At 66.1% G+C, this 12,470-nt stretch carries 8 protein-coding genes and 1 pseudogene; 7 read left to right on the top strand and 2 right to left on the bottom strand.

Annotated features, from left to right (window positions below):
* From HK417_RS23580 to HK417_RS23570, 3 genes and pseudogenes are all read left to right on the top strand, one after another.
* A pseudogene (locus HK417_RS23580) lies at positions 1–243 on the top strand (IS630 family transposase); the annotation flags it as partial.
* Between the two features lie 193 nt (positions 244–436).
* Positions 437–1,060 carry a hypothetical protein gene (locus tag HK417_RS23575; protein ID WP_222272886.1) on the top strand — a complete coding sequence of 208 codons (624 nt, stop codon included), beginning with the start codon at positions 437–439 and terminating at the stop codon, positions 1,058–1,060.
* Between the two features lie 234 nt (positions 1,061–1,294).
* Positions 1,295–2,512: a serine protease gene (locus tag HK417_RS23570; RefSeq protein WP_222272883.1), complete on the top strand. Its 1,218-nt coding sequence runs from the start codon at positions 1,295–1,297 to the stop codon at positions 2,510–2,512.
* A gap of 422 nt (positions 2,513–2,934) precedes the next feature.
* Here HK417_RS23570 and HK417_RS23565 read toward each other — a convergent pair whose 3' ends face one another.
* Positions 2,935–3,942, bottom strand: a complete 1,008-nt coding sequence (locus HK417_RS23565; RefSeq protein ID WP_222272880.1) for a hypothetical protein — start codon at positions 3,940–3,942, stop codon at positions 2,935–2,937.
* 864 nt (positions 3,943–4,806) lie between these two features.
* On the opposite strand from HK417_RS23565, the gene HK417_RS23560 reads away from it, so the two are divergent.
* Positions 4,807–5,979 (top strand): IS30 family transposase, encoded by a 1,173-nt coding sequence (locus HK417_RS23560; protein WP_222272877.1) that lies wholly within the window; start codon positions 4,807–4,809, stop codon positions 5,977–5,979.
* A 124-nt stretch (positions 5,980–6,103) separates the two neighbouring features.
* Here HK417_RS23560 and HK417_RS23555 read toward each other — a convergent pair whose 3' ends face one another.
* A complete protein-coding gene (locus HK417_RS23555; protein ID WP_261327669.1) occupies positions 6,104–6,376 on the bottom strand; it encodes a helix-turn-helix transcriptional regulator in 273 nt (90 codons plus the stop codon).
* A gap of 1,279 nt (positions 6,377–7,655) precedes the next feature.
* Here HK417_RS23555 and HK417_RS23550 point away from each other — a divergent pair.
* The 3 genes from HK417_RS23550 (at position 7,656) to HK417_RS23540 (ending at position 12,402) form a co-directional block, all read left to right on the top strand.
* Positions 7,656–8,765 carry an IS110 family transposase gene (locus tag HK417_RS23550; protein ID WP_261327668.1) on the top strand — a complete coding sequence of 370 codons (1,110 nt, stop codon included), beginning with the start codon at positions 7,656–7,658 and terminating at the stop codon, positions 8,763–8,765.
* 1,788 nt (positions 8,766–10,553) lie between these two features.
* The gene (locus HK417_RS23545) at positions 10,554–11,288 is read left to right on the top strand and encodes a hypothetical protein (protein ID WP_222272874.1); all 735 of its coding nucleotides are present in this window, start codon (positions 10,554–10,556) and stop codon (positions 11,286–11,288) included.
* A 202-nt stretch (positions 11,289–11,490) separates the two neighbouring features.
* Positions 11,491–12,402 (top strand): IS5 family transposase, encoded by a 912-nt coding sequence (locus HK417_RS23540; RefSeq protein WP_222272871.1) that lies wholly within the window; start codon positions 11,491–11,493, stop codon positions 12,400–12,402.
* Positions 12,403–12,470 lie beyond the last annotated feature (68 nt).

Here is a 12,470-nt window from a genome sequence, read left to right as displayed (position 1 = left end):
CCGACCTCGGGATCGTGGCTGAACCTCGTTGAGGCCTTCTTCTCGATCATCACCCGCCAGGCGCTGCGCCGTGGCAACTTCCCGACCGTGGCCGACCTCATCGCCGCCATCGAACGCTTCATCGCCGCCTGGAACGACCGCTGCCGGCCGTTCACCTGGACCAAGGACCCCGACACCGTCATCGCCAAGGCCACCGACCCGCGACACCGCAAGACACCAACCACGTCAGTTACGGAGCACTAGCCGACCCCGCTGCCCGTCCTCGAAGGCCCGAAGGCTGCGGAACGAATGACGGCGCGAGTGATTCTCCCCGTGCCAGACTCCCGCCATGCCAGCCGACTGCGCCCTTGAGGTTCATGGTGAGCAATGCGGAGTCGCCGCCGTTGGTCGCTGTACCACCTGCGGGTTAGCGTTCTGTCCGACTCACCAGGGCGAAGTGCTATCGGTGAACTGGACCTATCAGGAGATAATGACCGGCGACACGGATCGTCGCGATGAGCCGAGATTCCATCGCAGCCTCTGCAGAACCTGCGCGATTAAAAGCCTGCCCAAAGACGACGGCAGCCGGCAGGCCGCCATGGTGAGCCAGCGGGAGCGCGAGGATGCCCCGCGGCGCCGGATTGCGGCCGCCCTGGATGCCCTTGAGGCAGCCGGACGACCCGGACTGATCGTCAACCAGAAGCAGACCGGCTGGGAGCGGCGCGCATTCCGGCGAGACCGGCCGATCATGGCGGACTTACCAGGGGTGTGGCCGGTCGGCGACTGCACGTGGAACTGGCCGGATACGCACTCCGAGGGAGGCGGCCGCAGGCCCGCTCCATCCGCAATCGAGGCGGATACCGGTCGGCTAGTGGCGTTGATCCACGGACGTGGCTTGCACGCTGTCGAGCAATCGGTGCCTGGACTTTCCGGAATTGCAGCACACCTGGAGGCGACCGTTGCAAGACATGTCACCGGTGCCCACGCGCATCCGGAAGCTGGCTCCCGTTATCCGGCTCTCTGGTATGGCGACAGGCGTAGCTTCTCCGGCAAGCACGTCAGGCGGATCGTCCGACTCTAAACTGCGCCGGACGGCCGAGGACGTACGGCGCGTGCCAGCCGCCGGGGGCGTCGCTGGTCATTCGCAGGGGGACAGCCCCAAATGCGCCTGGGGCGGAGCCTGTGTCGTCGGCGGCAACGTGTCACCAGATGGTTTGACGCGATGAGTGCTCCGACACCCACGCCAGGTGCCACGACAACCTTCAGTGGGTTGCCCGTGGCACCGCCGACCGTCACCGTGACCTCCACTGCGACCGTGACCACGACGGAGACGACGCCGGCACCGAGAGGTTCGGCGGTGGACACAAGCCCGGCGATCATCATCGCAGCCATCATCGCTGTCTCCGGAGTCGCGCTGACTGGCCTGATCACCTGGCTGATAGGCAAGAATTCGGTAGGGGTAGCCAGAAGAAGCGCTGATGCGGCTACTGACAGCGCTAAAGCAGCGAACATCAGCGCCGAGGCAGCAACCAAGGCCTCAGACGCTGCCACCAAGAACGCCGAAGCCGCGACGACCAGTGCTAACGCATCGACAGAAAGCGCGGCAGCGGCCACCAAAAGTGCGGCGGCCGCCCAAAAGAATGCCGAAGCAGCTGAGCGAAGTTCCAAGGCGGCGGAGAGGAGCTCCCAGATAGCGGAAAGCAGTGTCCAACTCGCCCGAACCAAAGCGATTATTGACATCATTCCATCTCTCAGCTCGACCGACAATCGGCAAGTCGAAGCGGCGCTCGTGCTGATCTCTCAAATCGGCGACCCTGATCTTGCACGTCAAATCTCACTTATCTATCAAAGTGAGGGCGGAATCGGGGCCCTGCAGAGGTTGTCAGCCACGAGTCATGACTGGTCAGTCAAGCAACAGATCAATACGTCGCTAAAGCAGATATACGAACAGTTTGGCAGAAGCGTCGTTCGCATCTTTGTTGATCGGGACTTACAGGGAGCTGGATTCGTTGTTCGCGACGACATCGTTGCAACTTGCTTCTACAATCTGCGACGAATAACCGCAGGCTCGCCGCCGTCAACTGCCGACCCAATCGAGATCGGCTTAGACGACGGCACGATATTGACCGGCAGCGTTATCAGTTCCGGCGGTGAAGATTACCCTGTGGGTCTCGTCAAAGTTGACGCAAAGCGTGATGCGCTCAATCTTGGAGGGACGGAGGATGTCAGATCTGGCGACGAAGTGAGCCTCTTGCTTCCAAACTTGCGTCGATATGACCGGTCAAACGCGTCTACGCCGACTGGCGGCACGAATGTCAGCGAGGCTCGCGTGACAGGACGCAAGTATGACGGCCAGTTGGCGCTAGAGGGCACCGATTTCAAGGCGGGTTTCGGCGGAGCTCCAGTGATAGGACACTTTGGCAGCGTGATTGGAATGATCTTCCGGCGTGAGAGTGATACCAAGGGCTGGGTATTGCCTTCAGAGATGGTCCAATCCGCGCTCGACGAGTTGGGCTCGACTGGCTCAGGATGAGACTCTAGAAGGCCGGTCTAGGCCTGCTGCCGCCACGACGAGGACGCTCGCGGAAGCGTATCCAGGGCCCGGTGCACGCCAGTGAACAACCGGTTCGGGGGAACGCGCAGCGTTCCCGAGGCCCTCCGCCAAACTCACTGGTGGCCGGGTGGAGTGGCTTCCACGGGCAATATTCGACAACCTCCTCGCCCATACGTCCGGGCGCAGGCCTCCGACCGTGGCCCTTGCCGGACAACACGGATTCGGGTAGGGACCCCAGAACTACTTCCCCATGTTTGACTACGTGCGCTCGTAGACGGACAGGCCCTCTGAACCGCACTTTTGACGTTTGTCACCACCGACTGGCAAGTACCGTGATTTACCGTTTCGCGGACTGGCTGCGGACTGGCCACTGGCCAGAAGCGCGCGGTTTCCCTGCCTGCTTAAGCATCCGACCCCGGGCGCTGCTCGATAATAACCAGTCCCTGGACGCTCTCGGGAAAATCGCTGAGCGGATCGTAGTCGTCAGGCAATTGGCCGCCGTGCTCGAGCGCGACTGCAACCGCGGGATGAGGCGCCTCACGGACTCCCCGGGCGACGGTAGCGGGAACGGCATCAGGATCCGCCTGGCCGCTGAGAAATTGGCGCGCACGAGCCGATCGCCGGGCCAACAGGACGGCCACAGCCGCACCAAAGGCGACGTCATCCGACTCAGGCTGCCGCGGGAACGCCAGATCCCTCCAAAAGTCCTGCTTGAGCGGCGGCCAGGTGGAGCACGTGTCCCGCGCGCAGCTCGCCAGGCAGGACCACGGGCGGGCATCCGGGGCAACATCTTCCTGCCGCAGCGCAGTCGGAAGTCGGGGAACGCCACTTCGCAGATCCATGTTCACCCGGAGCAAGTATTGGGCGACCTCGGCCGACAGGATGGTCACCCCTTCCTCGGGTCCTCCGCCATCGACGTACGGGCAGTCGTTTGCCAGCCGCTGACCGAGAGTGCTCGGGTTGTAGAGAGCATAAATAGCGGGAACCTGTAGTTCCTCCGAGGCGCCAAGCAAGGTCTCTATCTGCATCGACCGTTGATTCCCATCTGGGTCCACCCCCGCTGGCCGGTATCCGATGCTGTAGCCAGCTCGGTCTCTCGAGAAAGGCACCAGGCGCTTGGCCTGCACAAGATGGCCGAACCAGCGGTCTCGCCCTCGCCACCACCAGAGCCAGTCGGCACCGAATGTTCGGTTCTCCTCTTGGCGCGTGAAGACCTTGACCCCGAGCTCGGGTACCCGACGGCGGAGATCGAGCAGGACTGACTGCGTCAAGGTTTCCTCGTGCTGATCCACCCCGAGGCGCGCCGCCTGGTCCAGCCGGGCTTGCACCCAGGCGGCGCGCTCTGCAAGGGCATAGGCAAGGGCGAGTCGGTCGTCTCCGAGCCTGATGGCCAGGCGGGCGATGTCCACGTCCGCATGATGACCGCGCTGAGCGGAACCGCGCAGGGGCCGAGGCGGAGACGTTGGTCAACGAGCCGGGCCGGTGTTCGAGGTCCGACGCGGGTGCAGCCGGCTGACGGCGACGATCCTCGGCGCCAGCGAGTCGGCCGATGTAGTGGAGCGGAAGCCGCACACTTCGGGCAGAGGGAACGGCGGGCCTTCGTCGACGCGGCGATGGCGGACGGGTGGCGGCTGACGTGGCCATCCCGGACATGATTGACGAGTGAGCCGCTGGCCTGCCCGGATCGCTTCGCATTCAGGGCGCGACCTGCGTTTATGGGTGAGTGAGGGGATTGGCTCTCCATGGTCGGATACGGGCATCCTGCGGACTTTCCGCGGACTCGGTGCGGACTGCAAGCAGGTGCTGGCGCGGCCGTTCCGTTGGGCGGCCAGCCCGCGGGTCCTGCCGGGACGGCGCATGTCCGAGCGTCCAAGCCCTCGGCTGTGCCGGCTGCTGATACCGCGGTAGGAGCGCGGCAGCGCTGACGGGCTGGCACGGCCTGTGGAGAATTTCGTAGCCGTCGGGGCCGTCTGCTTGGCTGGCCGTGCTGGTCGGGTGTGCTCCACCCACTCCGGGCGGCCTCCTCTGGCGTAGGAGCCCCGTGCCGTCAGGGCGAAGGAGCCCGACCAGCCCACGTGCGCCCGGCAACTAGCCGGCAGACGCCGGCGCCGGTCATTCCAGGTGGTGTCTCGAGGCGGCACCCGCTTCGCTCCTGCAGGAGCCCGTCCTGTTGGCTTCCGTAGATGGTGTCGTCGACGCCTGAAAGCTGACCCCCTGGCGGCGGGCGGGTTCTAGGGCTTGTCGCAACACTCCTGGTAGCGAGGGGTGTGCAAATGGGACGGCGAGGCCGCAAACGACAACTTGATCTCGAGACTGAGTACTGGAAGCTGCTGCAGTCCGGGGTGGGCACCGTCGCCGCCTGCAAGCTGCTGGGCATCGGCCGCAAGACCGGATACCGCTGGCGAGCGGAGAACGGTGGCCTGCCACCGGCACGGCTGGCCGAGTCGGCCCGCTCCGGCCGGTACCTGTCCCTGCTCGAACGCCAACGGATCGCCACCCTGCGCGAGCGAGGAATCGGCGTACGGGAGATCGCCCGTCGACTGGGCCGGTCACCTTCGACGATCAGCCGGGAGCTACGCCGCCATCAACGGCCGCACGACCGCGGCATCTACGACGGCGACCTGGCCCACGCCCGCGCCCGCGAGGGGCTGCGCCGGCCGCGCCGGCCGCTGCTGGCCCGCGAGCCGGAGCTGCGCCAGATCGTGCAGGACAAGCTTCGGGAGGAGTGGAGCCCGGCGCAGATCGCGGCGCACCTGCGCGAGACCTATCCGAACCGGCCGGCGTGGCATCTGTGTCACGAGACGATCTACCAGGCCCTCTACCACGGCGGGAAAGGCGGCCTGAGCAGGGCATTGACCAAGAGGCTGCGCACCGGACGGCCGCTGCGCAAGCGCCGGCGCACCCCGATAGCGCGTTCGCCGCGGTACATCGCGCCGGGCCGGCTGATCGACGCCCGCCCGGCCGTGGTCGAGGCGCGCACCAGAATCGGGGACTGGGAAGGCGACCTGATCGTCGGCCGGTCCAGTCGCTCGGCGATCGGCACCCTGGTCGATCGGCGCACCGGCTACCTGCGGCTGGTGCACCTGCCCGACGGGCACAGCGCCGAGCGGCTACGACTGGCGATGCTCCCCGTCCTCACCGACCTGCCCGCCCAAGCTCGCCGAACGTTGACCTGGGATCAGGGTTCGGAGATGGCCTGCCATCATCTGCTCGAGGACTACTTCGCCGACGGCATCTTCTTCGCACCCCCGGCCACTCCCTGGCTGCGCGGCACGAACGAGAACACCAACGGCCTGCTCCGCCAGTACTTCCCCAAAGGCAGCGACCTGCGCGTCTACACGCTCACCGATCTGCAGGCGGTCGAGCAGCGCCTCAACGGACGCCCTCGGAAGCGGCTGGCCTGGCACAGCCCAGCCCGCGTCATGGAGGCCGAACTGGCAGGCTGAACCGGTCAGCGTTGCGACGACCAAGCGAATCCGCCCTGGAACCCGCCCGTCGCAAGGGGGTCAGTTTTCAGCCGTCGTTGACAGATGGCCGTCGTTGTCCACAGACCGGGCTGGCCGCAGGGCCTTACCGTGCACCGAGGGAGTCCGCAGCGGCCCCGTGCCGGTCCAGCCGCTCCCTAGGAGGGGGCTGTCGGCGCAGGGACTGGTCTGCTTGTGCGTCGATCCAGGTGCGCAGGTCGGCGCGGCGGTAGAGAACGCGCCGACCGAGTCGGAAGCTGATCGGGCCCGTGCCGAGGTGTCGCCAGTACCGGAGGGTGGCGACGGGGGCGCGGAGCACGTCCGCGGCCTCAGTGATGGTAAGCAACTCGGGCTCGTGGTCGGCGGTGGGCTCAGGCATGGCTGGCTCCCAGGAGTCGTCGGTGGTGGGCGGTGCCTTCACCACAGAAGGCGCCATTTCGGGCCCGGTGGTGACACTTCACAGCCAGCCTTCTCGAACGGTCACCGGTTGTTCTCCTGTAGCGGCCACCGCTGGCCCATCACCTACCAGCGGCGGAGACCCTGCATCTGCCGGCTCAAGGTGGCGGCGCCAGGACAACCCGTGGACAGCCCCCGGTACTGCGGCTGGATCCGGCCCCGTCCCGGTGAGCGGTCTCCCGGGACCGCCTCCTGTGCGTCTCCGGCTGATGCCCGGGTGCCACTCCGCGGCGCCGTCCCTGGCCGAGTCGAGCCGCCCGCGCTTGTGAAGCTCGCTCTCCGGTAGGCCGACTACAGTCGGCAGGCCCGTAGGCCCACAGGGACTGGAGGACCACTGGAGGTCCGGTGACCAGGGGTCCTCCTGTTGTCCTCCTGTAGTGCTGCAGGCAGCCGGTCCGGGCGCGAGCATCGGGACAGCGCGCCCGCGTAATCGGTTCCTGTGGACGAGGCTCCTGTTCGCAACATCGGGCGGGCGCCGTCGGGTGGGCGCTGACCTGGCCACGCTCGGTTCATGGCGCTGGACATCGCTACCAACCGGCGATCACCCTGGGACCGCCCGTCGGGCCGCCGGGCGATCCCGTCGACCCCTGTGCCACATGGGTCGACAGCGTGGGCCCACCCTGGTGCGGTGGGCCCAGGAATACTTCGGGACTGCACGGGCCTGCTTGCGGCTGACGCTGATTGCCGCGCCTGACCTGGTTCCTGGCGCAGAGGTGGAGGAGCTCCCAGTTCGGTTGAACGTCCTGCGGACTAGGTGAGCACCAAGATCCGCGCTCAGGGGCCGCCTCCCACCCCGATCAGCATGCCGACTGCCTTGGTCGCCGGAAGGGCGCTCCGCGTCCCTACGGGAGCGGCCTTCGGCCGCACCTTCCCCCGACCTGCGGCAGCCGGACCGAGGCGGGTTGTGGGAAGCGGCCAGGAGTGTGGTGACGGACGTCGAGTTCCGTTACGGCGTCGTCTTCGAGTCGCCCTGAAGTCCCCATGGCCCCTGCTGGGGAGCGCCGTTCCGGGCTGAAAATGGGGCGCGGCCGCCCGTTGACGTCGTAGTCGCCTGGTCGTCGAGGCCGTTCTGAAGTCGGGCGCCGGGGGCTGTGCTGTGGGCCGTTGCGTGTGCTGCGAGCACGAGGATCAGATTCGCCGTTCCCTGCAGCTCCTACGGGTGGCCGCCCAGGTTCCGTCTGAGGTGTGCGGAGGCGAGGGCGATGCAGGTCGAGACCGACGAGCCCGAGGTCATCGAGCGCGTCGCGGCGCTGGATGCGGGCAAGGCCGAGGTGGTGTGCTGCGCGCGGGTGCCCGGCCCGGGCGGGCAGCGGATGCAGGAGGTCCGCACGGTCTCCACGATGACCGCCGCGCTGCTGGGGCTGGGTGACTGGCTGGCCGAGCTCGGGGTGACCCGGGTGGTGATGGAGGCGACCAGCGACTACTGGCGGGCGCCGTTCTATCTGCTGGAGGACCGGTTCGAGACCTGGCTGGTCAACGCCCACGATGTCAAGCACCTGCCCGGCCGGCCCAAGACCGACCGGCTGGATGCGGTGTGGCTGTGCAAGGTCGCCGAACGGCAGATGCTGCGGCCCAGCTTCGTCCCACCGCCGGCGATCCCGCAGCTGCGTGATCTGACCCGCTACCGGGTGGATCTGCTGGCCGTGCGGACCGCGGAGAAGCAGCGGGTGGACAAGCTGCTCGAGGACGCGCTGATCAAGCTCTCAGTGGTGGTCAGCGACCCGTTCGGCGCCTCCGGTCGGGCGATCATGGCCGCGCTGATCGCCGGCGAGCGGGATCCGGTGGTGCTGGCGAACCTGGCCCGCGGTCGCATGCGCTCCAAGACCGCCCGCCTGACCGAGGCGCTGACCGGCCGGTTCAGCGAGCACCACGCCTTTCTGCTGACGCAGATGCTGGCGCGGGTGGACGCGGTCACCGCCGACATCGCCACCGTGCAGGACCGCATCGACACCGGGATCGGTGAGCTGGCGCCGGCGGTCAGTCGCCTGGACGCGATTCCCGGCATTGGGCCGGTCGCCGCGCAGATGATCCTGGCCGAGATCGGCACCGACATGAGCCGGTTCTCCACACCTGCCCACCTGACCTCCTGGGCGCGCTTCGCTCCGGGGGTGAGCGAGTCCGCGGGACACAAGAAGGGCAACGCCGGCACCGGCAAGGGCAACCGCTACCTGGCCCGGGTGGTCGGCGAGGCCGCGGTCAGCGCCGCCCGCACCGACACCTTCCTCGGCGAGCGATATCGGCGCATCGCCCGCCGCCGCGGCAAGAAGCGGGCCATCGTCGCGGTCGGCCGCTCGATCCTCGTCATCATCTGAGCGCTGCTCTCCGACGAGCAGGCGCAGTTCGTCGACCTCGGCCCGGACTACTACGCCACGCGCGCCAATTCCGAACGCAAGATCCGCAACCACGTCCGTGAGCTGCAGGCCCTCGGCTACACCGTCACTCTCAACCCGGCAGCCTAACCCCGAACCACCATGGGATTTTCGGATCAGGCGGCTTTAGGGACACATCGACGATGTCCACTAGCCACGCTCGACGTCTGTCTCCATAACGCGTCGACGCGCCTCGAAGCCAGCCGGCTCTACCTAGAGCCGACTCATGCGCCAGAAATGGAATCGATGTCAAGGACTGTGCACAACGGAGTCGCCCATCAAACGTCGGACCTCGATTGATTCCGCATTATTCCCGGCGTCTGACAGCACCCGTCGAGAGGACCTGATTGACGTCGGTCTAGAGGCGCCGAGTATGGCTAGAACGGTGGAAGGGTCGGTTCGGTACCGGTCGACGGAGTCCCGGAGACGACGAAGGAGGTCGATGACCTCCTAGGTTCGACGCTGCGGCCTTGGCATCTGCAACGGGCCCTCTCTAGTCCCGAGGGCGGCCACGAAGCGTCCGCGCAACCCTCGCCAGCCACGCTCCCATTGCTGCGCCGACAGTCAACGCGGCGAGCAGCTTCCGATGTGATGTCCCAATCCTCGGGCCACGACCCACACGTGCGCTTGCAGGAGTCACCGAGGGCAATCGCGGCATCTCCCCTACAGGTACCTGCCTGACGGCGATCGATCCTTGCTGGCCTTGCGTTGATCGCTGATTCGTTCCTATCAGTACCTTGAGCAGCTCAATCAAGCTGGCTGCCGCGAGTCCGGCGGTTGCACCCGCCAGGAGAAGATAGAGCTCGCGCCTACGAAGATCGCTGCTATCGAGCAATGTGTAGGTGACTGAGTTTGGCCCTTGCAACTCCCAGCTGAGGGTCCCGGCATTAGTCAAGGGAGGGTTCGCGGACTCGACAACCTTATCCACGCCGAGCCCCCCAACAGTGACATTCCCGGACGTAACGGTCGGCGTCTTCCAGCGCAATCCGCCGACCTGTTCCCAGTTGATAAGGTTCACGTCACAACCGCCGGATGAGGACGCACTGGCGGGCGGTGCAGGCGACAAGACTTGTATGACGTTCACCGCTGTCCGCGCCCCGGAGGGCCGGTATTTCACCCCATCGGCAATCCCGCCATGTACGTCAAACTCAGCACGCCCATCTTGATCAGCGGTCACAGTTCCCGAAATGACCTGCCGAGTCTGGAACGCTTGAGCTTGCGGGCAGGAGGACGCAAGTACAGTGCCAGGGAGACTAACGGCCAACTCGCCGAGGCCTCTAGCGGCCGTTGCTTCCGTCAGACTCGCGTCATCGTTCAGAAGAATGGCCCAACGAATCTGGGAGGACGGCACCTCGGTACGAAATGTGACCTGCATAACGCGCACGCCAACAGGTAGGTCTTTAGGCGGTCCGGTAAAGGTGGTCCCAAAGGGGCCCGTAAAGGAGCCCTTCTCGAAGCGAATCACGTAACTGGCGCTCACTCGATCCTGATCGGTGAGCAGCAGTACCTGTGGGACCGGACCGACGCTAGATTCATCGGCTTCATCCACCGTCGTGATGAGCAGCCAGGTGCAAAGTGCCGCCCCGATGAAGAGTGTAGAGAACAGGGCGCCAAGACCGACGGTTCGTCGGCCCCAGCGCTTGGTAGGGGGTGCGACTGACTCATCCAAGTGTCATCCTAAGTAAGGCCCTAGGGTCAGCGGTGCCCAGGGCCATGATCATAGGAGACGCGATGGTGGGTTGGCGTGGTGCCGTCTCGCTCGGCGTTGTCTTGTTGCTTGTTGCCGGCTGTTCGGCCGACGCCACGTCATCTTCGCCGGAATCGCCGTCGCGGAACTCTCAAGGCGGTGAGTCCCCCACCGTTGGCACCATTCCTAGTTCGAGCCCAGCAGCTCCGTCGGTCGAACATCGGGCATCAGAGCCTACTGAAGTCGATGCACCGGGAATCGTGTTTACGGAGGGTCATCTGAATGTCACCGTCGCAGGTCGCGAAGTCACGATCTCGGCGGAGGAGTGGAATACCATATCCAGAGACAGTCGCGTTCCTCACGATATCGGCGTCACCCTAGACCCGGACTTCCACGCCGCCCAACCGTCTCGCAACCGATTCCAATATCTTGCAGACAAATTGCTGCCCTTCATTCCCGATCAGTTTTACCCGTTGGGGATCATCGCAGACGCCTCCGAGCAAGAGGTCGTCGCTGTTGTCGCCCTCTTTAACAATACCGATGACACGTACGAGGTGTCCGGGCTCACGGTGAAGGTCATCCAAGAGCCGCCCACGACAGTGGTAGCGGAAGCGACCTATTATGGAGGCGCCGATCAAGGGCTAGTAGTCCCAGGAGTTAATGTAACGTTTCTGCGACTGGCCCTGCCCGCTGTTGCATCTTCGCCGGAACAGGCAGTGACGACGACGTATGACTTTTCCTGGGCCGCACTCCGAAACTGCGGCACCGGGCCTTGCTAAGCGCGCACAGGGCCGCCTGCGATGCGCCTGCTATTTTGTAGTGCGTTTGCATGGGCTCCTGGCATCGTGCAACTCCCAGGCCTCACTAGGCAGTGTTTGAGAAGTCGGCGGAAGCGCCGGTGGGGCGTGTTGGTACCGGGAAGTAGGCGAGGTCTCCGGTAGAGGGATCAACGACCAAGAAGACCCTCACCACGGAGACCTCGTGGACGGCACCCTACCGGCCGGTGCCCGCCATGACCTGACCGACGAGGAGTGGCTGATCGTCGCCGCGCTGCTCCCGGGGAGGCCGCGGACGGGCCGCCCGCGCCGCTGGTCGTTGCGGCAGTTGATCAACGGCATCCGGTTTCGCACCCGCACTGGCTGCCCGTGGCGGGACGTGCCCGAGCGCTACGGCACCTGGCAGTGCGTCTACGGGCTGTTCCGCTCCTGGCAGCTGGCCGGCCGCTGGGCCGCTATCGCGACCGCGCTGCAGGCGCTGGCCGACGAGATCGGGTTGATCGACTGGACGGTGTCGGTGGACTCCACCGTCAACCGGGCCCATCAACATGCCGCCGGCGCCCGACGCCATCCCGACCAGCAGGTTCAGCCGCCGGTCGGCGAGCCGGCCGACCACGCGTTGGGCCGCTCCCGCGGCGGTCTGACGACCAAGGTGCATCTGGCCGTCGAGGCCGGCCGCAAGCCGCTGGCCACGGTGCTCACGCCCGGGCAGGCAGCCGACAGCCCGCAGTTCACCGTGGTCCTCGGCCGGATCCGGGTGCCGCGTCGATCCGGCCCCGGACGACCTCGAACCCGGCCGGACCGGGTGCTGGCCGATCGGGCCTACTCCAGTCGCGGCAACCGCGCCTATCTGCGCCGACGCGGGGTCCCGGCAACCATCCCGAACAAGGTCGACCAGCTGGCCCACCGACGGGCAAGGGGTTCGGCCGGCGGCCGACCACCGGCGTTCGACCCCGACCGCTACCGGCAGCGGCACGCCGTCGAGTGCGGCATCAACCGGCACAAGCAAAACCGCGCCTTCGCCACCCGGTACGACAAGCTCGCCGTCCGCTACGACGCCACCGTCGAGATCACCAACATCAACATCTATCTCCGCGACTTATCAAACAGGGCCTAAGCCCGGATGCACCGAGCCGAGATGCTGTTGCACTGACGTGATCTTGCTTTGGTGCGGCGCGCCTGCGG

The sequence above is a fragment of the Modestobacter marinus genome, from assembly GCF_019799945.1.
GTDB classification, from domain to species: Bacteria; Actinomycetota; Actinomycetes; order Mycobacteriales; family Geodermatophilaceae; genus Modestobacter; species Modestobacter marinus_B.
The sequence above is the reverse complement of the archived record's forward strand: the minus strand, read 5'-3'. Positions and strand labels throughout refer to the sequence as shown.

Excerpts from the sequence above, each read along its gene's own strand:
- HK417_RS23560 (WP_222272877.1), top strand. The coding sequence starts at position 4,807 with ATGGGACGGCGAGGCCGCAAACGACAACTTGATCTCGAGACTGAGTAC.
- HK417_RS23555 (WP_261327669.1), bottom strand. The coding sequence starts at position 6,376 with ATGCCTGAGCCCACCGCCGACCACGAGCCCGAGTTGCTTACCATCACT.
- HK417_RS23550 (WP_261327668.1), top strand. The coding sequence starts at position 7,656 with ATGCAGGTCGAGACCGACGAGCCCGAGGTCATCGAGCGCGTCGCGGCG.
- HK417_RS23545 (WP_222272874.1), top strand. The coding sequence starts at position 10,554 with ATGGTGGGTTGGCGTGGTGCCGTCTCGCTCGGCGTTGTCTTGTTGCTT.